The sequence below is a fragment of the Vibrio sp. SALL6 genome, assembly GCF_002002385.1.
In the GTDB taxonomy this organism is placed as follows: domain Bacteria; phylum Pseudomonadota; class Gammaproteobacteria; order Enterobacterales; family Vibrionaceae; genus Vibrio; species Vibrio parahaemolyticus.
The window spans coordinates 1-22629 of record NZ_MQVK01000024.1 but is presented as its reverse complement, the minus strand read 5'-3'; the positions used below and the strand labels follow the sequence as shown (position 1 = coordinate 22629).

The following is a 22629-nucleotide window of genomic DNA, read 5'->3' as shown; positions in this document are numbered from 1 at the left end:
TTGTACATCTGTAGTGTTAATTTATCAGCTCTTTCAATCGTCCTTATCGGCATTTGCTTATCATGCTCAAAATTTCGAACTCCGTCACACTTCAAGAATGGGAAATACAATTAACGCCCATTAGAGCTCAAGGAAATGGCGGACAGAACGTTAACAAGGTAGCGACTGCCATACATCTGCGCTTCGATATACACCATTCAAGTTTACCGGAATTCTACAAAGAGCGATTACTTGCACTTTCTGATAGCCGTATCACTAAAGATGGTGTGGTGATCATTAAAGCGCAACAGTTTCGCACACAAGAAAAAAACAAAGAGGATGCGCTAAATCGCCTACAAGAGTTGATTAAAGCTGCCGCCTTACAAGATAAGAAGCGCATTAAAACAAAACCAACCCGCGCTTCACAACGCCGCCGACTTGACAGTAAAAACAAGCAGGGGGCAAAAAAACAGCAACGTAAAAAAGTGCTGTATTAAGGCATGTCATTTTCACGACATGTTAGTTGAACAACGTTTGCTAGCCCTTGGAAATCTGATTGGATTTCTCTTTTTTAGTCACTTATTCAGGAAACAACAATATGACTATTAGGCAAAAACTCTACTTCCTCGGAGTTATCGCCATTTTAGGCATTGTGACCCTTTTGGGTACCTCATCTCATTTCGCAAATCAGAGCAATGAACTCAACCACGCAGTAAAACTTGTCGGTGATTTAGAAATACGCTTACTCAACTTGCGACGTAATGAGAAAGACTTTTTACTTCGCAGCAATGTCAAATACTTAGATAAATTTGATAGTAATGTTGATAAGTTTTTAAGCACCGAGAAAGAGCTCGCTCAAATCCTAAACCGATACGACCTACCCTCAAGTCAGCGTTTCAAGCAGGATTTACTCGCTTATCAAAAAGGTTTCCAAGCATTAGTTTCCGCTTCTCAAAAGTATGGCCTAGACAAAGAAAGTGGCATTCTTGCGCGTTACGAAAACCTTCTACTTGAAGCAAAGAAAAGCGCCGACCATCAGCAAATCCTTTCTCTTATCCAGTTTGATAATGCGGTGAAAGTGGGCGAATTTGACGCAAGCAAACTGTCTGACCTATACGTTCCAGAACTGTTAGAGTCAGCGAAACAACTTGCAGCTCAAAAACAAGTCATTGGTGTGGCTTACAACAAAGGTTTACTGGGCGAAACTCGCGCGCTATCTCACGCCGTGGAAGAGCAGTTTGCAGCTTTCTCATCATCGATTGATTCTGCCGCAACCCAACGCGATGAAAAAATGGCAAGTATCAAGCAAGCCATTACGGCGTTCATCTTAGTAGTGATTTTTGCGCTGATTTGGCAAATTTCTCGCTCTATCAACGTTCGTGTTGGCAGCTTGCTAGCAACGATTAAGAACATCAGCGAAAGCAATAACATGGGCTTGCGCTCTGATCTTGCAGGTAAGGATGAACTGTTTGATATCAGCCACCACCTCAACGATCTGCTCGAAAAGCTAGAGCGTTTGATCCACAACACACAAGAAAAATCGATGCAGTTAACAGCGAGCACAGACAACATGCATCGTGAGCTTGAAGGTGTTATGGAACAGTTCCACGCACAGACTGATCACACAGCTTCTATGGCGACGGCCGTGCAGCAGATGGTTGCCACTATCGGTGAAATTTCTGAAAGCACATCGGTTGCGGTTGAAGGTGTTCACCAAGCCGCGACTAACGCCGAACAAGGTCGCTCTGTAGTAGAAATGACCGTGACGAATGTTGGTCAGCTGACGGGTATCCTCTCGAACAGCCAACAGTCTATTGGCTCATTGAACCAACACGTCGATAAAATTGGCGGTGCGGTGAACATCATTCAAGACATTGCTGAACAAACGAACTTACTTGCACTTAACGCGGCTATCGAAGCGGCTCGTGCGGGTGAGCAAGGACGTGGATTTGCCGTGGTTGCAGATGAAGTTCGCGCTCTTGCGAGCCGTACACATCAATCCACGGAAGAGATCACGCGAGTGGTGATGGACATCCAAGCGCAGATGTCGATGGTGGTTTCCGATATTGATCAATGTAACGAACAAGGTCAGCAAACCCTGAGTGCATCTGAACAATTAGACGCAAGCCTCCAGCAAATCATCACGGACATGCACGCGATTCAAGGCAACTCAGAGCGCATTGCTTCTGCGATTGAAGAGCAAGGCATTGTGATGAACCAAGTTAGCGACTCAATCACTGAGCTGAACGTCATCTCTGAAAACAACATGCACTCCGCGCAAGAATGTTTGCATGAAGTGAACTCAGTGTCGGCTCAAGCACACGATATGGATGAAGCGGTAGCCGAGTTTAAGACTCGCTTAAAGTAATCTACTAGTAGATTCGTTAATCCAATAAGAAAGCCCGAAGCGAATGAATGCTTCGGGCTTTTTGTTTTCTATTTAGGCTCAGTATCAGCTCAGCCCAAATCGTGTTGGTAGTTATTCATCATCAAGCGGAACAAGCTTTGTATTGCCGCCATGAATCTTCTCACGTTGTCTCTGTACCAGGGCGTAGAAGCCCGGAATCAAGAACGTACCCGCAAGAAGCACACACAATAGACCACCAATCAGAGACACCCCGAGCGAGTTTTGGCTCACATGACCCGCGCCAGCGGCGAAGATCAACGGGAAAATCCCCAAGATAAACGACCAAGACGTCATGTTCACCGCACGGAAACGTAGCGTACCGCCTTTTACGGCTGCGTCATCGATGGCAACGTCTTTCTCTTCACGTTCTTGCTTCGCGAACTCCACAATCAAAATAGCGTTTTTCGCAGCCAATGCTATAAGGAGAACGAGACCAATCTGAGCGTACAAGTTTAATGGTGTGCCCGTTAAGTTCAGCGCGAGGAAGGAGCCTAGCGTTGCAACAGGTACCACCAAAATGATCGCCAGAGGAATACTCCAACTTTCATACTGCGCCACCATGAACAAGTAAATGAAGATCAACGCCAACGCAAATGCGTAAATGGCTTGGTTACCAGCAAGCACTTCTTGGTACGCCATGCCTGTCCATTCGTAGGTATAGCCCTGTGGTAGAACTTCTGCAGCAACACGTTCCATCGCTGCAATTGCATCACCACTTGAGTAACCCGGAGCTGGTTGGCCTTGAATGATGGCACTACGGTACATGTTGTATCGCCATGCCACATCAGGTTCGAATACTTGCTCGTAGCTGACTAGCGTGCTTAGTGGCACCATTTCCCCCATCGAAGAGCGAACATGGAAACGTTCCAAATCTTGCATACCACTACGGTGTTGACTGTCCGCTTGCATGGTTACGCGGAAGTTCTTACCAAACATGGTGAAGTCATTCACGTAAAGCGAACCTAAGTTGCCTTGCAAAGTTTGGAAGATAGACGACAACGAAATACCAAGTTGTTGCGCTTTCTCGCGGTCAATATCCACATAGTAATGCGGTACGTTCGCACGGAATGTACTAAAGGTGTACGCGATCTCAGGAGCTTGGTTTGCTGCCTGAATCATCTCCCCCATCACCATCGACAAGTCAGTGCGGCTACGACCTAGCGTATCTTCCAATACAAATTCAAAACCGGAAGCAGCGCCCATACCCGGAACGGCAGGCGGCCCCATCGCAAACACGACAGCTTGAGGCAATTCCATCGCTGCTCGACCATTGATGCGAGCTGCTATCGCGTTGGCAGAATGTTCACCCCCTAGCGAGTTACGCGTTTCCCAATCATGCAGCTTAATGAACAGCGAAGCACCGTTTGACGCCGCAGCACCAGTCATAAACGAAAAGCCGTTTGCAACCGTTACGCCATCTACACCGGGTTCTTCCTCGATCATTTTCATCAAGTCGCTCGTCACCTCTTCTGTACGAGACAGCGAAGCAGAATCAGGCAACTGAACGTTGACCAGCAAAATGCCTTTATCTTCTTGAGGAACGAATGCCGTTGATGTCGTCTTCGCGAAGAAAGACACCGCAGCAACCGCAACGATGAAGAACGTTACCAATAACAGAGATTTCTTAACAAGGAAGCCTGCAACTTGGCCGTAACGCGTAGTAACACGCTCTAGACTACGGTTGAATGCTTGGAACCAGTTAGCCGTGTTGCCGCCACCTTGTTTTAATACCAATGAACAAAGAGCCGGTGACAGCGTTAGCGCGTTGATTGACGAAATCACAACCGAAATACAGATCGTCAATGCGAACTGACGATACATGATGCCAGTAATACCCGGAAGCATCGCGACAGGTAGGAATACCGCCAACAGAACCAACGTTGAGGTAATGATTGGCCCAGTCACCTCTTTCATCGCTAGCAACGTTGCTTTACGAGGTGAAATGGTTGGATCTTTCGCCATCGTGGTATCAACGTTTTCGATAACCAGAATCGCGTCATCCACCACGATACCAATCGCGAGAATCAAACCGAACAAGGTTACCGTGTTGATGGTGAATCCTGTCGCTTGCATGATGGCAAACGTACCAATCAACGAAACTGGAATCGCGACCACTGGAATTAACGTTGCTCGCGCACTGCCCAAGAATAGATATGTTACGGCAATAACCAATAGAATCGCTTCGACGAGTGTTTTCACCACGCCTTTGATCGACTCTGCGACGAACACAGTCGTGTCGTAGCTGGTTTCGTAAGTCATACCTTCAGGGAAGTTTTCGCTCAAGCGTTCAAGCAGTTCCATTACTGCTTTACCACTTTCTAGTGCGTTTGCATCAGACTGAAGTGACAGAGCGACAATCGAAGCATCTTGCCCACGGAACTTACCGTTACCATCGTAGAACTTCTTACCCAGTTCAACACGTGCAACATCTTTTAGATAAACCGTAGAGCCATTTGGATTGGCACGAAGAACAACGTTTTCAAACTCGCTCACACTTTCTAAGCGACCTTTCGTCACTAGGTTGAACTGCACTTCTTGCGGGTTATTGTACGGCGCAGCACCAACACGGCCAGCAGCAACCTGAACGTTTTGCTCCGCTAAAGCAGCATATACATCCGATGTCGTTAGCTTGAGGTTGGCCATTTTTTCTGGGTCCAACCATACGCGCATCGCGTATTCACCACCACCAATTACATTTACTTCACTGATGCCTTTCGCACGCGCCAACTGATCTTTTACGTTCAAGTTGATGTAGTTAATTAAGAATTGGTCATCGTACTTGCCGTCTGGTGAATAGAAGTTCAGAACCATCAATAAGTCAGGAGAACGCTTTTTCACCGTCACGCCGACCATGCGTACTTCCTGAGGCAGTTTTGACTCAATCTGTGACACTCGGTTTTGCACGTTCACCTGCGCCATATCTGGGTCGGTACCAACATCAAACGTAACGTTTAAGCTGTACGAACCATCGTTAGCACTTTTCGAAGACATGTAAATCATGTTTTCTACGCCGTTCACCGATGTCTCTATCGGATCGGCGATGGCCTGTTCAACCACTTCGGCACTTGCGCCAGTGTAGTACGCCGTTACGCTAACCGACGGTGGACTAATTTGCGGATATTCAGCCACTGGCAAAATCGCTAGCGAAATGGCACCAGCCAACGTCAGGATGATCGAAATGACCAGCGCGAACTTAGGTCTTTGTATAAAGAAACGACTTAACATGCGACCTCCTACTGTTTGTCTTCAGTTGGAGTTTGAACACGCACTTCTACGCCATTACGAACACGCTGTAGACCTTGTGTGATAACAGCTTCACCTTTCTCAAGACCTTCGCGAATGATGATGCCCTGCTCGACTTGCGGGCCAAGTTCTACATTGCGACGTTCAGCGACGTTGCCTTCCGTTGTCACCATCACGAAGTCACCTTCTAGGTCAGTTTGCACCGCACGACGAGGCACGACGATGACATCTCGCGTGTTCTTATCACGTAAGTTGACTTTGATGTGCTGGCCAGGAAGCAGTTTGTGTTCTGGGTTTGGCACCAACGCACGCATAGCAATCGTGCCCGTTTTGGTATCAATACGGTTACCCAAGAAATCAAGCTGACCTAGGTGTTCGAAAAACTGGCCGTTTTCTAGCTCTAGTTGCACTTCCACACCGTTCGACTCGGCCGAACCATCGCCTTTAATTCGATCCATTCCCATCGCTAAACGCTCACGTTCACTGACGCTAAACGAAGTGTGCACAGGATCTAGGCTCACGAGCGTCGTCAGCACACCTGAAGATGGAGAAACCAGATCACCAGTACTCACTTTAGTGTCGCTAATACGACCACTAAACGGCGCTCGGATTTGCGTGTACGAAAGGTTGACTTCTGCAAGTTTAAGCTGTGCATTCGCAGCTTCTAGTTCTGCACGCGCGCCTAGCAATGTTGCTGTCAACGCATCAAATTCCGATTGGGAGATGCTGCCACGAGGAAGCAGGTTTTTGCCGCGTTGGTGGTCAAGCTCTGCCTTTTTAAGCGAAGCTTTTGCTTGTGCTAACGCTGCTTTCGCACTTGCCACTTGTGCTTCAAAAGAAGAAGGTTCAATAGAATAAAGAAGCTGACCTTTTTCTACCATTTGTCCTTCTTCAAAATGACGAGCTTGTAAATAGCCTGAAATCTGTGCTGTGATATTGGTATCTTCTACCGCTTCAATGCGACCGATATATGATTTACTCGGTTGGTAGTCGATTACCGTGACATCCTGAGTTACGACAAGAGGCGCTTGGCTCTCTCTTTGGGCATTATTCGCTTCTCCGCATCCTGCAAGGATAGCTGTAGCCGCCATTAATGCGACAAGTGGTTTCTTTTGCATGTATTTACCGTCTTTATGGAACAGGATATTGTTGAAAACACACTAACCTTACAGACAGTAGATTCCGAATTCTCCTACATAAATTGCGTAAAATGTTTCTAAATGTAATTAATTGAAACGAGCCGAAATAAAGTTGATGTATTTGAAATCATTTTCAGATCTTCATTCACCCCACAATATAAGCAACCTCTAATCATCAATGTGATGTATGACTCATTCACTTGCCAATTTTGACCAATAAACTCATCAATAAAAGCGGAATTGTTGCTTAGAGCTGAACAAACTCTCCCCGATTAACCATGAAAACGAATCGCTTTCACTGTAATGCTCGTATTTCGACTATTTTTTTAAAAAAAATGGGTTATCATTCAGATAATTCAAAGCCTTCGACCGAGAGGATGAGCATGATTTCTAAATGGGCGAAACGTTTTTACCAAATGGCTGAACTGGTGGCGTCTTGGAGTAAAGACCCTTCAACGCAGGTAGGTGCGGTGATCACTAAACAGAACCGCATTGTTTCTGTTGGCTTTAACGGTTATCCACACGGTGTTTCGGACAGCGTAGACACCGACGAACGTGAACTGAAATACTTAAAAACTCTGCATGCAGAAGAGAATGCAATTCTCTTTTCAAAACGCGATTTGGATGGTTGTGACATTTGGGTAACGCACTTCCCGTGCCCGAACTGCGCGGCAAAGATCATTCAAACAGGTATTTCGCGCGTTCACTGCCCAGAACAGTCTGAAGACTTTCTATCTCGCTGGGGAGATAAAATCCAAGTGAGCCAAGATATGTTTGATCAGGCGGGTGTTGAGGTAGATTGGCTACCGCTAGACGACATCAATTTCGAGGATAAAGACGTTCGTTAGTCCTTCCCAAAACTACAAAGCCCAGACACACAAATTGTCTGGGCTTTTTTGTATCGATGTCACCCATTCAATTGAATTGAGTGGGTGAACGTTCCATCAACCGTGTTTTTTAGCGGTAAGTTCAGCGATTTTTACAATCACAAGGACAGATTTTTCCATCATCTCTACAGAGATAAATTCATGGATACCATGAAAGTTGAAACCACCGGTGAAGATGTTAGGGCAAGGCAATCCCATAAAGGATAACCGCGCGCCATCCGTACCACCACGAATCGGTTTGATCAACGGTTCAACATCACACGCTTCCATTGCCTGTTTCGCTAATTCGATAATGTGAGGGTACGGCTCAACCATTTCGCGCATGTTGTAGTAACTGTCGGTAATCTTAAGTTCGACAGAACCGTGTTTCAGACCTGCGTTCATTTCATCGACAAGTTTTTGCATTAGCGCCTTACGCTCTTCTAACCCTTCACGGTCAAAATCGCGAATGATGTAACCAAGCTCACTGCGGGCGATACCCAGTTCTCCCGATTTCAGATGGAAGAAGCCCTCATACCCTTCGGTGGTTTCAGGGGTTTGGTCTGCTGGCATTTTAACTTGGAATTGCGCCGCTAAATTCATCGCATTGACCATTTTGCCTTTAGCCGTACCTGGATGAACGCTTACGCCATGGAAAATCACATCAGCGCTTGCCGCATTGAAGTTCTCATATTCAAGTTCGCCTTGCGGGCCACCATCGATAGTGTATGCCCATTTCGCGCCAAACTTCTCAACATCAAACAAATCCGCACCACGACCGATTTCTTCATCCGGCGTAAAACCGATACAAATGTCACCATGAGGAATGTCTGGATTCTCAATCAACATCGCGATCGCAGACAAAATTTCTGCGATGCCCGCTTTGTTGTCCGCGCCAAGCAACGTTGTGCCATCGGTGGTAATCAAATTGTGGCCGTGTAGGTTGTGCAAGTCTGGGTACTGAACCGGAGACAACACTTCGTCTCCCAACCCAAGTGCAATATCACCACCTTGATAGTCTTCAACAAATTGCGGATTTACATTCTTACCAGACGCATCTGGTGCAGTATCCATGTGGGCGATAAAGCCGATTGGTGGAACATCGTAATCAACATTCGACGGCAGTTTTGCCATCAAGTAACCGTGTTCATCTAAAGTCACATCGCTCAAACCAAGATCTAGCATCTCTTGTTTCAACAACTCTGCAAAAACGAGTTGGCCAGGTGAGCTTGGGCATTGGGCAGCATGGGGATTTGATTGGGTGTCAAACGTGACGTAGCGAAGGAATCTTTCGACTAAATGCTTCATATTTATTCTCATTGTTCTAAGCGATAAACACCAGACTACGCATCGCACTCAAACAAACCGGCAATACTAAGGTTTGCCTAACATAGGTAGCTCTGACGAATGAACTCCAATTACTCTGAATGAGTTCGGCTACCTAATGTTATTTAAATGCGAGGCCGCCTAGTGCCCGTAATAAACCTCACTCCATGTTACGCTCTTAGCTCAATAAGAATTTGCTTTGAATCATTTTTTCTTCAGAAAGTCTCGGCTCAGCCTGGTATACATAACAATAACCATTTGTTTTCAATATGTTTAATCTTGAAGTTCTTCTGCTAACACTCGCCATTCTTTGACTTTATTGTGGAAGTGGATCCACTGTTTATCGGTCATGGACTTCGCTACATTTAACGTCAATTGATCCACTAACCCAAGGTTGTGATCGATATTCTCGGATAGTTGCTCGCTATAATAGCTTTCCGGCTCGAACAACAACTGCATAAATACTTGTTGATAGACAACACTGTTGGACTGATTTTCAAAAAGGTATTCCAACTCTTGATATATTGAAGCGCGATAATTTCGCCAAAGTGGACTATTCAAAATCGTTTGCTGGGAAATTTGTTTTGCGTACCGTTTTTGATCGCTATTCAATTCCCCAATCCATTCTTCCATCCACTCCTCTGTATTCTCTAAAATAATCTCTCTGATCTCTGCTTCGGTTTTATCCGCATATTTTGCGTTTCTTTCTTGATAGTCCTTTCGCACGTTTTGCAAAAACTCTTGTTGTTGCTTTGGCGTCAGTTGTAAGCTCAAAGAGAACAAATCTGGCGCCGATCTCGACACAATACGGTCATAGTGCGCTTTCATTTTTTCTCGGTTTTTCTGCAAAAACGCGAGAGTAATATTGTTTGCGTTAATATTCTCAAGCTCTTTTAAGTGATCGATATATAACGGTAATTCTTCTTTCTTATGCCAATCTGCTAATAGCAATAGTCGCTCTTCAAGCAACGTTTCTTGTTCATCGTTAAGCGATACGTAGTCATCTAAATATTCAATAACAAACCAATCGATGTTGCTATATAGAAACTTTTTCGTACATCCGGCCAGTAAAATAACCAACAAGAACACGAATCCGTATTGAAGAACTTTATTGGATAAACTCGATAATTTAATCACTTATTCGTATTCCCTTTTCTATTGATTAAGTTCTATACTCAACTTGTATCACTTAATATTGCGGCAAACTTACGCCAGTGTGACAATTGCTCATTGCCACCCTCATAGTATATAGAGTTTGAAATTAACTTTTTGATCACAACTATCCGCAAAAAAGTGAGTTAGAGCGCAATTATCGGTCAATTATTGTACCGAACAGCGCTCCCTATAACGGCATATTATTTGCATGGATGATTTTAGGATAGGTTATGGAGGCGAAGTATGGCAGCCGCTGAGCAACTTGATACCAGTGTAGAATATGAAATTCGATATTTCGAACAGGGGAAAATACACAGTATGATCGTCGTCGCCGAAAATAAAAAGGTGGCGCATCAGTATTATCTGGAGTGCGGCAAGCACAACAGTGACTTGTATTCTATTCGCCCAGACAAATGAAAAAACCGCCATTAATGGCGGTTTTTTCATTTCTGATTTTATAAAAATTATTTAATAATCAAAAGATAAGGTCGCAACACAGCGACGACAGCGTGACTATTTGATATCTCCGAAGCGCTCTAAGTAAAGTACCGTTGCCGCCGTACGAGAAGGTACTTGAAGCTTCTTAAGTAAGCTCTTCATGTGTACTTTTACCGTCGATTCAGAAATAAACAAACGATCGGCAATCTGCTTATTACGGAAGCCTCTTGCCACCTCTCGCAGTATTTGCGTTTCGCGATCCGTTAGCGAATCAAAAACATCTTCATGATCAGAGCGTTCACTCAAATACTTGGCAACCTCTTGACTGTATGCCTTGTCACCCTGATGGGCCTGTTTGAGTAGCTCAACAAGCTCATCCGGCTCTGTATCTTTTAACAAGTAGCCATCCGCGCCACTGCGTACAATCGCTTCAATATCCGCAGGGCTGTCTGAAACGGTCAGAATAACAATCCTCGCCTCACAACCATCTGCTCGCAGCGCTTTTAACGTATCCAGCCCAGACATGCCTTTCATGTTGAGATCTAGCAGTACCAAATCGAGCTCAAGCTCATGCGCTTTTGCGACTGCATCTGCGCCATTGCTTGCTTCTGCAACGACTTCAAACTCTGGCTCAAAGCTCAGGAGTTGATGGATACCACGTCGCATCAGTGGATGATCATCCACCAGCATTACTTTACACACTGTCAAAGTTTACTTCCTTACTGTGTTGGAATTCGAGTTTTACGGTGCACCCTTTGTTTATTGATGCCTCAATCTGTAGATCGGCGTGCAGTCTCGCTGCTCGCTCTTGCATGATCGTCATACCGTAATGATTAATTTTTTCGTCCTGATGTTCAAAGCCTACCCCGTCATCGGAGACGGTTACTGTGACTTTCCCATCACAATCAAGACATTGAATATGTATATGGTCAGCTTGCGCATGCTTAATCGCATTCAGTGCAGCCTCTCTGATCAACTGTAGTAAATGGACTTGTTGATGCGCATCTAATTCCGTCGATGAAAGTCTATTTTTCAACGTAATTTCTGCCGTTGTTTGCTCATTAAGCGTTTCAACCATCTCTTGCAGCGCTTGGCCAAAACTGCCTTCTTTGATCGTCAGACGGAATGTCGTTAACAGCTCACGTAACTGGGTATAAGCAGCCGACAAGCCCGTATCCAGCTCTGCAATCACTTGATTGGCTTGAGCGATGGCCTTTTCGTCAGGAAGATTTTTCACGCTTCTCTTTAATAAAGCGACCTGAATTTTCAAATAGGATAACGCTTGAGCCAAAGAGTCGTGAAGTTCGCGAGCAATGGTCGCGCGCTCTTCCATCAACAAAATTTGCTCTGCTTGACGCTGTGCGCGATTGTAGTACACCGCTCGCGAGAGAATTTGTACAAAGTTGTCAATTAGCGTCTCGTTCGGGCACGGTAAGCCTGCTTTCCAATATAGAGAACCGAGATGTTCGCCATCTAACGTTAAAGGTTCTGCATGACATTCATCATCACAATCATGGCAGCACTCTTCCCCTTCCGTAAGGATCCAATTAGGCTCTCCCAACTGTTCGATTTCAAGCTTTACCGCTTTAATGCCTTCTAAGCTCGCAATGTGCTTCAAAATCGCCTGGAAATTATCCTGATTAATGCGCGATGCTGTGAGTTCTTTTGAGGAATCATAAAGCACTTCTAAAGACTGATTCGCATGTTGCAACTTGCGAGTTTTCTCGTCTACCGCCTGTTCCAATCCACGATAGAGCTTACCGAGGTCTGTCGCCATCCGATTGAAGGTGCGCGTGAGTATGCCCATTTCGTTGTCACTTGACACCGCTAAATTGATATCAAAAGAGCGATTTTTAATTCGTTCACTTGCGAATACTAGTGCACGCAGCGGCCTCACAACTTCCAAACGGATAAAGTGGACAACAAACATACTGGCGCAAAGAATGCCGCCCAGCCCTAACCCGCCAATCCAAGCTAAGTTGATGAGCTTCTGCTCAGAAAAGTTTTGCAGCTTAAACACAAAGTCGTCGATCTGCTGAACAAAGCCCGCGACCAAGAGTTGATATTGGCTTGGGTCCTCCCCTCTCAACACCGATTTTAACTCGTGCCATCGCATGATTAAGCGATAGTAATCGTGAGTGATGTCTTCCGGCACAGACCAATGCTGAAGTGCTTTCATCGAAGGCGAGTAAATAGAGTGCTCAAATGCGTCAATATGTGAAGAATAATCAACAGATCGAATCTGAATGTCGTGTGCTAAACGATAACTTTGCATGCGCATCGACCCCGCCACGTTGACGGCTTCTGCGTCATTTAGGCTTGACGCAAGGGTAAAAATAGCAAAGCCAGTCGTTGCTACTGATAACAACAAAATCAGAAGCATCGCGGACGCAATCGTGCGCGTTACTGACTTTTTCACATTTTTAAACAATCAGAGTTCCTCGCCTATTAATTGTCCAACTTGTACACGCAATGAACCCATTGACTTTCAACTTTATCAATATGTGATCACCTGCGATGGAATTTATTGATCCAAAACAATATTGCATCCCAATTACCTCCTAAGAGGTATTTATACAAATATGTCAAAAACTACAATTTCGTTAGCTTTAATGACAGTTTATTAATGAAAATTGTGGACTATGCTTAGTTTGGGTTCCAAGTTTCGAGGTGACTAAGTGGTAGACCTTTCCAGAAGAAGACTCTTTGCAAGAAAAACGCATACCGATAACGCCGTTCGCCTACCTTGGTTAGCCCGACCAGAACAGTTCACGGATGGTTGTACTCGTTGCGGAAAGTGCATTGACGCATGCGAAACGAAAATTATAACCAAAAGTGACGGCGGATTCCCTTCAGTCGATTTTTCTATTGATGAATGTACGTTTTGCTATCAATGCGCAGATGTTTGTCCAGAGCCGCTCTTTTTAGCAGAAACCGAGCAACCTTGGCAGGCAAAAGCAGTAATTAGTGATAGCTGTTTAGCAAAGCAAAATGTCGAATGCAGAAGCTGTGGGGACATGTGCGACCCAATGGCAATCCAGTTCAAGTTAGAACTGGGAAAAGTAGCACAACCCAATTTAAACCTTGATGAATGCAACGGCTGCGGCGCATGTGTTTCTGTGTGCCCGACTTCATCCATCAATGTGAGCAATATAACAGCCTAAGCCGTATATACGGTAAACGGCAATAAATGAGAGAGCTATATGTCACTAAATGAAGTGCATATTTCAAGTTTAGTAGTGCACGTGCTGCCTGAGCATCTGGATGAAATTAAGACGCAAATTGAAACGTATGAAAACGCGGAAATTTACGGAGACAGTCCAGAAGGCAAAATCGTTGTGGTGCTTGAAACCGAAAACCAAGGTTTCATCACAGACACTATCGATGCCATTAACAATTTACCGAATGTTTTGAGCACAGTGTTGGTTTATCACCAAATCGAAACTGCGCTTGAAGAAACGGATGAAGAAGACACTGGAACACAACATTCCCAAATCGAGGGTGAAGTATGAAAATGACAAGACGTGCGTTTGTGAAAGCAAACGCGGCTGCATCAGCTGCTGCTGTCGCAGGTATTACACTACCAGCATCTGCAGCGAACCTGATTGCAAGCTCTGATCAAACCAAAATCACATGGGACAAAGCGCCTTGTCGTTTTTGTGGTACAGGCTGTTCTGTTCTTGTTGGTACTCAAAACGGCAAAGTCGTTGCTACTCAGGGTGACCCAGAAGCACCAGTAAACAAAGGCCTAAACTGTATCAAAGGCTACTTCCTTTCTAAGATCATGTACGGTCAAGACCGTCTGACTCAACCTCTTCTTCGTATGAAAGACGGCAAATACCACAAAGATGGCGAATTTACGCCAGTTTCGTGGGACGTTGCATTCGATACGATGGCAGAAAAATGGAAAGCATCTCTAGAGAAAAAAGGCCCGACTAGCGTTGGTATGTTTGGCTCTGGCCAATGGACTGTAATGGAAGGTTACGCGGCGGCGAAAATGATGAAAGCCGGTTTCCGTTCTAACAACATTGACCCTAACGCGCGTCACTGTATGGCGTCTGCGGTAGTAGGTTTCATGCGTGCTTTCGGTATCGATGAACCTATGGGCTGTTACGATGACTTCGAGAACGCTGATGCATTCGTGCTTTGGGGTTCGAACATGGCAGAAATGCACCCAGTACTATGGACTCGTATTACTGACCGTCGCCTGAGCCACCCTCATGTTCGCGTAAACGTACTTTCAACTTACTACCACCGTTCATTCGAGTTGGCAGATCACGGCTACATTTTTAACCCACAGTCTGACCTTGCGATTGCTAACTTTATCGCGAACTACATCATCGAAAACGATGCAGTAAACTGGGATTTCGTGAACAAGCACACGAACTTTACTCAAGCAGACACCGACATCGGTTACGGTCTGCGTGACGACGACCCGCTACAAAAAGCAGCGAAAAACCCTAACTCAGGCAAACTGACGTCAATCTCTTTCGAAGAGTACAAGAAGTCTGTAGCGCCATACACGGTCGAGAAAGCGTCTGAGATCTCGGGTGTTGAGAAAGAAAAACTGATTGAGCTTGCGAAGCAATACGCCGATCCAAACACGAAAGTAATGTCACTTTGGACAATGGGTATGAACCAACATACTCGCGGCGTGTGGATGAACAACTTGGTTTACAACATCCACCTTCTAACCGGTAAAATCGCTACTCCGGGTAATAGCCCATTCTCACTAACTGGTCAGCCATCGGCGTGTGGTACAGCTCGTGAAGTTGGTACGTTTGCTCACCGTCTACCAGCAGACATGGTGGTTGCTAACCCTAAACACCGCCAAATCGCAGAAAAAATCTGGAAACTGCCTGAAGGCACGATTCCACCAAAACCAGGTTTCCACGCGGTACTTCAAGACCGTATGCTGAACGATGGCGTACTGAACTGTTACTGGGTTCAATGTAACAACAACATGCAAGCTGGTCCGAACATCAACACTGAACGTCTGCCTGGCTACCGTAACCCGGAAAACTTCATCGTTGTTTCTGACCCATACCCTACGGCTACCGCTCAAGCGGCTGACCTTATCCTTCCAACAGCGATGTGGATTGAAAAAGAAGGCGCTTACGGTAACGCAGAACGTCGTACTCAAGCTTGGTACCAACAAGTAGGCACGGTAGGCGACGCTAAGTCTGACCTATGGCAGGTAATGGAGTTCTCTAAACGCTTCAAGATGGAAGAAGTATGGCCAGAAGAACTTCTAGCGAAAGCGCCTCAGTACCGTGGCAAAACCATGTACGACATGCTGTTCAAAAATGGCCAAGTTGACAAGTTCCCGCTTGAAGAGGCACGTGAACTGAACGACGATTCGCACCACTTCGGTTTCTACGTTCAAAAAGGTCTGTTTGAAGAATACGCAACGTTCGGCCGCGGCCATGGTCATGACTTAGCACCATACGATGTGTACCACACCGTGCGCGGTCTACGTTGGCCAGTCGTTGATGGTAAAGAAACACAGTGGCGCTTTAAAGAAGGCTCGGACCCATACGCGAAAGCGGGTTCAGGTTGGGATTTCTACGGCAATGCCGACGGTAAAGCGAAGATCATCTCTGCACCGTACGAAGCTCCACCAGAAGTGCCAGATTCAGAATTCGACCTATGGCTATGTACAGGCCGTGTTCTTGAGCACTGGCACACTGGTACCATGACTCGTCGTGTACCTGAGCTGTACAAAGCAGTACCGGATGCGGTGTGTTACATGCACCCAGAAGATGCGAAAGCGCGCAACGTACGTCGCGGTGAAGAAGTGGTTATCGCGAACAAACGTGGCGAAGTACGCGTTCGCGTTGAAACGCGCGGTCGTAACCGTCCGCCAAAAGGCTTGGTATTCGTACCGTTCTTTGATGCTCGTATTTTGATCAACAAGCTAATCCTTGATGCGACTGACCCTCTGTCTAAACAGACAGACTTTAAGAAGTGTCCAGTCAAAATCACTAAGGTTGCTTAACCGTCAAATCACGAACGTAAAGGCCGTCATAGCGGCGGCCTCATAAAGAATTTAAGCCATATAGGCGGAGATGAAATGATGAAAAAATTACTTGTCGCACTTTTATCTGTAGGTGCATTAGTAACAGGCATTGCGCAAGCAGAGTTGGACAATCCAGGAGGCACAGGTGGCCTTGAGTCGCTACGCGGAATGACTCAGCTGGAAGACACTCGCCCTGCAGACGAATTTAAAGATTTTCCGAAAGACCAAATCGTTGAAGACAGCTTTGTTTATCAGCCACCGTTAATTCCACATAGCATCCGTAGCTACGAAGTGTCACTGAACGCAAACAAGTGTCTTGCATGTCATAGCTGGAAAAACGCGAAAGAGTCTGGCGCAACAAAAATCAGTGTAACGCACTATGTAAACCGCCAAGATGCAGTACTTGCTGATGTCTCTCCTCGTCGTTACTTCTGTCTGCAATGTCACGTTCCACAAACCAATGCGAAACCGCTAGTGGAAAATGAATTCCAGTCAGTTGATTCACTTCAGTAGTTGAAACGCAAGTACTAAGAGGTCATTTATGAAAATACTTAAAGCGTTTTGGAAGAGGCTGAAGAACCCAAGTAAAGCTGCCGCTGGTGTGGTTTTATTCTTAGGCTTTGCCGGTGGTCTTCTGTTTTGGGGCGCATTCAACACGGGTATGGAAGCAACGAACACGGAAGAATTCTGTTCTGGGTGTCACGCACCTATCGTGAAAGAAATCCAAGAGACGATCCACTACTCTAACCGTTCAGGCGTTCGTGCAATCTGTTCTGACTGTCACGTACCACATGAATGGACAGATAAGATCGTACGTAAAGTTCAAGCGTCAAAAGAACTGTTTGCGCACTACGTTCTTGGCACCATTGATACACCAGAGAAGTTCCAAGCTCGTCGTGGCCATCTAGCCGAGCGCGAATGGGCTCGTATGAAGAAGAATGACTCTCTAGAGTGTCGTAACTGTCACGAGTTTGATTACATGGACTACTCACAGCAGGGCTCGCGTGCTGCGGCTCAACACTCAACAGCGTTAGCTTCTGGCGACAAGACCTGTGTAGATTGTCATAAAGGTATTGCTCACAAGTTGCCTGACATGAGTGGCGTTGAAGGCTGGCAATAAGGAGACAAACCATGAGTACTTTAGAATCTGTGATTTGGCATATCCTTGGATACAGCGCAATGCCAGTAATTATTCTTTCCGGCTTTGTAGGAGTAGCAGCAGTCTCTTTATGGCTACTCTCACTAGGTAAGGATAAAGAGGTTTAACCGCAAGGTTAGTTCATCTCTACCCCGTCAACTTTTTATTGCCTATTTTGTTGACACTAAGCGCCGAGCAAATGCTCGGCGCTTTTTTGTTTTTTATAGTGTAATCGCAGCTTATCCGACCATAAAAAAAGCGACCATGTAGGCCGCTAAAGATTACTGCTATAGGGAGTTTTAAGACTCTTTCACAGGCAGAACTTGCTTAACGTATTGTCCTGGCGCTTCGTCAATTACTGGGTAATTTTCTGAGCCCACAGGGAATGGTTCAACCTGCTCTTGCGGGTTGTATTGCAATAACCATTCGTTCCAATGCGTCCACCAAGAACCCTCTTTGTGTTCTGCATTGCTCAACCACTCATCAGCTGAGTCATCAAGAGTGTCATTTAACCAGTAGCCATATTTGTTTTTAGCAGGATGGTTAACAATACCAGCAATATGGCCCGATTCGCCTAATACAAAGGTCTTATTGCCGCCAGTGTGCAATGCACCTCGGTATGTGCCTTGCCAAAGCGCGATGTGGTCTTCTTTCGTTGACACAAAATAGCTAGGAATTTTGATCTTATTTAGATCAATCCATACTCCACCAATTTTGACGCCTTTATCTTGCACCAGCTTGTTCTCTAAATAGAGCTCACGAAGCAAGAAGTTATGAGACGCGGCACTGACGTTGGTGCTATCGCTGTTCCAGTACAACAAGTCGAAATCAACCGGACTGTTACCTTTCAAGTAATTGTCGACGTAGTAGTTCCAGTACAAGCTGTTTTCACGCAACAAGCTGAATGTTACGCTCAGTGAACGACCATCCATGTAACCTTTTGCGTTGTTCTGCGTCTCGATAGCGCTAATGATTGTGTCGTTAATGTACGCGCCGACTTCGCCCGGTTGAGAAAAGTCCAAAAGCGTGGTGAAGAACGTCGCCGATTTGATGCGCTTCTTCATACGTTTTGCTGCATAGTACGCAACAGTGCTCGCTAAAACCGTACCACCAATGCAGTAGCCTGCCGCGTTGATTTGCTCTTGCCCTGTGATTTCTTCGATCGCAGAAACCGCTTTCACAACGCCTTCAGTAACGTAATCACCAAATTCAACATGCGCTTGCGCTTTACCTGGATTACGCCAAGAAATCATGAACACACTGTGGCCTTGTTCAAGCAACCAGCGAACCATCGAGTTCTTCGCAGTGAGGTCAAGAATGTAGTATTTGTTGATGAAAGGCGGAACGATAAGCAGTGGTGTCGCATTGACTTTTTCGGTTAACGGACGATATTGAATAAGCTCAAACAACTCATTCTGAAACACCACATCGCCAGCGGTTGTCGCAACGTCATCACCCACTCGGAAAGCGTTGTTGTTCGTCATACGCACTTTTAAAATATCTGCGCTCGACTCAACGTCTTCTTTCAACTGCTCTAAGCCAGCCAGTAGATTTTGACCGTTTTGCTCAAGTGTCAGCTTTAAAAGCTCTGGGTTAGTTGCGATGAAGTTGGAAGGAGAAAGGGCGTTAATGGCTTGGCGAGAGAAGAAAATAATGCGTTCTTTCGTCTTTTCGTCTAAGCCTTCCAAAGACTCGATGGTATCAAGATAGGTCTTACTGAATAAAAGGTAGGATTGTTTGATGAAGCTATACATGGCTTCATTTTGCCACGCTTCGTTTGAGAAACGCTTATCCCCTTTTTCAGCTTCAATGATTTGTGCTTGATTCCCCGCCAATGCAACATTCTGCCAAATTTGCAGTTGCTGTTCCCACCACTGTGCTTGCAGCTTTAAAATCGCAGCAGGCTGATTCGCAGCTTGTTCGAACAGTTTGGCAGTATCCTCAAAGTTCACTTCTTGCATAGCCTTGTTTAAAGGAGAGTTCACGACTGCCTTGTTCACTTCGAAATCATGCCACCACTGATGATTGGTTTCCTGAAGCTTAACAAGATAGTCCGAAAAGAAGTGTTGAAACATAGTCTTACTCCTATATTCGGAAAAAACAACGCCGCCCAAATCTAGGGGCGGCGAGAATCGGACAAATTACGCAGGAGTAACAGTCTTTAGATTTTCCGAAGTCATTTTCTCAACGTCTTCTTTGAACTCTTTTGCAATGGCTTGAAGCTTGTTGCTGTCATCCATCATTTGCTGAGAAAGCTTAGTAAGCACGCTTAGCTGTTGGCTGTTGAAAGCAGTTAGTGATGTCACGTCTTTGATTTCTGACGCGGCTTTCATCTGGTTTAGACCCACTTCGCTGTAAGTGCGAATTGCGTTCAGTTGAAGCTCAGTCAACACTTCTACGTTTTTTGTCACTAGCTTGTTGAACTTCAAGTAAGGTTCTAGATTTTTTTCAGTTTGATCGCTAAATGTTTTGAAAAAATCAGTGTACATGGTTTATCTCCTAGAGAAAGAATTAAAAATGTCCGTTTAAATAATTACTTAACTGCTTTTACAACCACAGCCGTGCCCATGCCGCCACCCACACAAAGTGAAGCAACACCATATTGACCATTTTGCTTATGAAGCTCGTGAACAAGCGTCACTAAAATTCGGTTGCCCGATGCACCAAGCGGGTGGCCTAGCGCGATAGCACCGCCGTTAAAGTTCGCTTTATCTTGAATCGCATTAACTGGAACTTGGTTGGTTTCCGCCAACTGATGAATCACGCCAAGTGCTTGCGCTGCAAATGCTTCGTTTAACTCGTAAACGTCGATGTCGTTTACTGTGAGTTCCGCTTTTGCGAGTGCTTTATTGACCGACTCAACTGGACCTAAGCCCATGATCTTCGGATCAAGACCCGATTGCGCGTAGCTTACGATCTCAGCAAGCGGCGTTAATCCGTGCGCTTTAACTGCGCTTTCAGACGCAACGATAATCGCACTCGCGCCATCGTTAATGCCCGACGCATTACCCGCAGTCACTGTGCCTTCGCGGTCAAAAGCAGGACGCAGCTTGCTTAAAGCTTCCATTGTTGCGTTCGCTTTTGGGTATTCATCGGTATCGAACAGTACGGTTTCTCGACGCTGTTGCACTTCCACTGGCACAATTTCGTCTTTGAATTTACCTGCTTCAATAGCGGCAACCGCTTTCTGTTGGCTAGACAACGCATATTCGTCTTGCTGTTGACGAGTTAGGCCGATTTCTTTTGCTACGTTTTCTGCCGTCACACCCATGTGATATTGGTTGTAAACGTCAGTTAAGCCGTCCGCTACGAGCAGATCTTTCAGCTCCAGATTGCCCATTTTGTTGCCATCACGAATGCTGCTTGGTGCGGCAAACGGAATCTGAGACATGACCTCAACACCCGCCGCAACAACGATCTCTGCATCGCCAATACGGATATGAGAAACTGCGTCCATGACCGTTTTCATACCGCTACCGCAAACCATGTTTACGCCGTATGCAGGAACAGATTCGGGAATCCCAGCAAACAATGCCGCTTGGCGGCCAACACCCATGCCTTGACCTGCACCAACAACGTTACCGACAATCACTTCGTCAACCTTGTCGCCAGCCAACTTTGCTGCTTCTAACGCGCCCTTAATCGCTACTGCTGCCAGATCGCCAGCTGAGGTATTTTTCAGGCTGCCACCAAAAGCGCCAATTGGGGTACGCTTCGCCGCTACGATAAATACTTTTTCCATCATCTTATCTCCTTAGTGCATGTATAGGCCGCCGTTCACCGACAAAGTCTCACCGGTGATATAGGCGCCGGCATCGCTGACCAAGAAGCTCACTGATGCTGCAATTTCTTCTGGTGTCGCAAGGCGTTTCATTGGGATTTGGTTCGTGATGGATTCCAACACTTCTGGCTTCATTTGCTCAACCATTGGCGTACCTGTGTACCCCGGAGCGATAACATTGACCGTCACACCCGAGCGAGCGCCTTCGTATGCCAAGGCTTTAGAGAAACCGATCATCCCAGCTTTCGCCGCCGAGTAGTTTGCTTGACCAAACTGCCCTTTTAGACCATTGACTGAAGAGATATTGATGACACGACCACCACCTTTTTCGCACATTGCTGCGAATAGGGGTTGCGTAACGTTGAATAGACTATTGAGGTTGGTATTGATGACATCATTCCAAGCTTGCGCAGTCATCTTTTTAAACACGCCATCGCGTGTGATACCTGCGTTGTTGACAACAACATCAATGGTTCCTTCTTCCTCAAGCAATTGCGCTAACTTCTCTGCACACTCAGCTGTGTTTGTTACGTCCAACTCAAAAAGGCGAACCTGATCTTTGGTAAACCCTTTACTGTTGAACCACTCCAGCGCACATTCGTAGTTACCTGTGAAATAAGTAGCGATTACACGGTAACCGTCATTGACTAATTGAGAGGAAATAGCAGAACCAATTCCGCCTTTTGATCCAGTGATCAAAGCGACTTTCTTCATTGAAGACTCCATTCTTAACGGCATTTAAAAAGCAAACTTAATACACTGATGAAATATTTCACCAACTGACGTGTTTATTTATTCTTTTGACAACCAATCCTGTGCTGCCTTTTATTTTAAGTTAACCTAGAAATATTACATTTCAAATAAAAAACTAAACCATTTGCATAAGATTGATTTAGATCTCATTACACATGAAATGTTATAAAATAGTTAATTCTTCATAACTCATTGTTTTTAATAGTACTCACCTGAAACATCAGCCTACCAACACGGTAAAATAATCCTTATATATCATATGATTACATACAGAACAGCAGACGTTACATTATGTCATGATTTAAGATCTGAATTTTAAGTCTAAATGATTATGGCAAAAACAAGATTAGAATAATAATTCAAATATCAGTAAAGACAATTATCA

Annotated in this window: 20 protein-coding genes; 10 read left to right on the top strand and 10 right to left on the bottom strand. The window is 45.4% G+C overall.

The genetic code is table 11. The features are described 5' to 3' along the window. Positions 1-62: 62 nt before the first annotated feature. Complete coding sequence (arfB, locus tag BIW15_RS16780; RefSeq protein WP_005463517.1) at positions 63-476, top strand: alternative ribosome rescue aminoacyl-tRNA hydrolase ArfB; 414 nt, start codon at positions 63-65, stop codon at positions 474-476. Between the two features lie 101 nt (positions 477-577). Beyond that, complete coding sequence (locus tag BIW15_RS16775) at positions 578-2347, top strand: methyl-accepting chemotaxis protein (RefSeq protein ID WP_077281315.1); 1770 nt, start codon at positions 578-580, stop codon at positions 2345-2347. A gap of 111 nt (positions 2348-2458) precedes the next feature. Here BIW15_RS16775 and vmeZ read toward each other — a convergent pair whose 3' ends face one another. Both vmeZ and vmeY read right to left on the bottom strand, forming a co-directional pair. Beyond that, positions 2459-5611 carry a multidrug efflux RND transporter permease subunit VmeZ gene (gene vmeZ, locus BIW15_RS16770; RefSeq protein ID WP_069501087.1) on the bottom strand — a complete coding sequence of 1051 codons (3153 nt, stop codon included), beginning with the start codon at positions 5609-5611 and terminating at the stop codon, positions 2459-2461. Positions 5612-5619: 8 nt separating this feature from the next. Further along, a complete protein-coding gene (gene vmeY / locus BIW15_RS16765; RefSeq protein WP_005485167.1) occupies positions 5620-6747 on the bottom strand; it encodes a multidrug efflux RND transporter periplasmic adaptor subunit VmeY in 1128 nt (375 codons plus the stop codon). A 404-nt stretch (positions 6748-7151) separates the two neighbouring features. Here vmeY and BIW15_RS16760 point away from each other — a divergent pair, with 404 nt between their 5' ends. After that, positions 7152-7616, top strand: coding sequence for a dCMP deaminase family protein (locus BIW15_RS16760; RefSeq protein ID WP_005485131.1), 465 nt, complete (start codon positions 7152-7154; stop codon positions 7614-7616). Between the two features lie 96 nt (positions 7617-7712). Here BIW15_RS16760 and pepT read toward each other — a convergent pair whose 3' ends face one another. Together pepT and BIW15_RS16750 are read right to left on the bottom strand one after the other, a co-directional pair. Further along, entirely contained in the window at positions 7713-8942 is a 1230-nt protein-coding gene (gene pepT / locus BIW15_RS16755) for a peptidase T (protein ID WP_025522850.1), read from the bottom strand. 291 nt (positions 8943-9233) lie between these two features. After that, on the bottom strand, positions 9234-10097 hold the full coding sequence (locus BIW15_RS16750; RefSeq protein ID WP_025509027.1) for a DUF6279 family lipoprotein: 864 nt from the start codon (positions 10095-10097) through the stop codon (positions 9234-9236). 261 nt (positions 10098-10358) lie between these two features. On the opposite strand from BIW15_RS16750, the gene BIW15_RS16745 reads away from it, so the two are divergent. Then, positions 10359-10532, top strand: a complete 174-nt coding sequence (locus BIW15_RS16745) for an RNA helicase (protein WP_077281314.1) — start codon at positions 10359-10361, stop codon at positions 10530-10532. Positions 10533-10628: 96 nt separating this feature from the next. Here the strand turns inward: BIW15_RS16745 and BIW15_RS16740 are convergent, their stop codons facing one another. Together BIW15_RS16740 and narQ are read right to left on the bottom strand one after the other, a co-directional pair. Then, on the bottom strand, positions 10629-11261 hold the full coding sequence (locus BIW15_RS16740; RefSeq protein WP_005485085.1) for a response regulator: 633 nt from the start codon (positions 11259-11261) through the stop codon (positions 10629-10631). Further along, positions 11248-12984: a nitrate/nitrite two-component system sensor histidine kinase NarQ gene (narQ, locus tag BIW15_RS16735; RefSeq protein WP_020838050.1), complete on the bottom strand. Its 1737-nt coding sequence runs from the start codon at positions 12982-12984 to the stop codon at positions 11248-11250. The genes BIW15_RS16740 and narQ overlap by 14 nt, the downstream gene beginning before the upstream one ends. Before the next feature lie 247 nt (positions 12985-13231). On the opposite strand from narQ, the gene napF reads away from it, so the two are divergent. The 6 genes from napF (at position 13232) to BIW15_RS16705 (ending at position 17838) form a co-directional block, all read left to right on the top strand. Further along, complete coding sequence (gene napF / locus BIW15_RS16730; protein ID WP_020838051.1) at positions 13232-13717, top strand: ferredoxin-type protein NapF; 486 nt, start codon at positions 13232-13234, stop codon at positions 13715-13717. Positions 13718-13756: 39 nt separating this feature from the next. Beyond that, positions 13757-14065 carry a chaperone NapD gene (locus BIW15_RS16725; RefSeq protein WP_005463501.1) on the top strand — a complete coding sequence of 103 codons (309 nt, stop codon included), beginning with the start codon at positions 13757-13759 and terminating at the stop codon, positions 14063-14065. Beyond that, entirely contained in the window at positions 14062-16551 is a 2490-nt protein-coding gene (gene napA / locus BIW15_RS16720) for a periplasmic nitrate reductase subunit alpha (protein WP_005463500.1), read from the top strand. The genes BIW15_RS16725 and napA overlap by 4 nt, the downstream gene beginning before the upstream one ends. A 78-nt stretch (positions 16552-16629) precedes the next feature. Beyond that, a complete protein-coding gene (locus BIW15_RS16715; RefSeq protein ID WP_011106440.1) occupies positions 16630-17085 on the top strand; it encodes a nitrate reductase cytochrome c-type subunit in 456 nt (151 codons plus the stop codon). A 28-nt stretch (positions 17086-17113) separates the two neighbouring features. After that, positions 17114-17692 (top strand): NapC/NirT family cytochrome c, encoded by a 579-nt coding sequence (locus tag BIW15_RS16710; RefSeq protein ID WP_005463498.1) that lies wholly within the window; start codon positions 17114-17116, stop codon positions 17690-17692. Between the two features lie 11 nt (positions 17693-17703). Further along, positions 17704-17838, top strand: coding sequence for a TIGR02808 family protein (locus BIW15_RS16705; protein ID WP_005463497.1), 135 nt, complete (start codon positions 17704-17706; stop codon positions 17836-17838). A gap of 171 nt (positions 17839-18009) precedes the next feature. Here the strand turns inward: BIW15_RS16705 and phaC are convergent, their stop codons facing one another. The 4 genes from phaC to BIW15_RS16685 all read right to left on the bottom strand — a co-directional run bounded on the left by phaC (position 18010) and on the right by BIW15_RS16685 (position 22205). Next, entirely contained in the window at positions 18010-19785 is a 1776-nt protein-coding gene (gene phaC / locus BIW15_RS16700; protein ID WP_005463495.1) for a class I poly(R)-hydroxyalkanoic acid synthase, read from the bottom strand. A gap of 66 nt (positions 19786-19851) precedes the next feature. Continuing rightward, complete coding sequence (locus BIW15_RS16695) at positions 19852-20199, bottom strand: phasin family protein (RefSeq protein WP_005398278.1); 348 nt, start codon at positions 20197-20199, stop codon at positions 19852-19854. A gap of 44 nt (positions 20200-20243) precedes the next feature. Next, entirely contained in the window at positions 20244-21452 is a 1209-nt protein-coding gene (locus BIW15_RS16690; protein ID WP_077281318.1) for an acetyl-CoA C-acetyltransferase, read from the bottom strand. Between the two features lie 12 nt (positions 21453-21464). Beyond that, complete coding sequence (locus tag BIW15_RS16685) at positions 21465-22205, bottom strand: SDR family oxidoreductase (protein ID WP_005477336.1); 741 nt, start codon at positions 22203-22205, stop codon at positions 21465-21467. Positions 22206-22629: the final 424 nt, after the last annotated feature.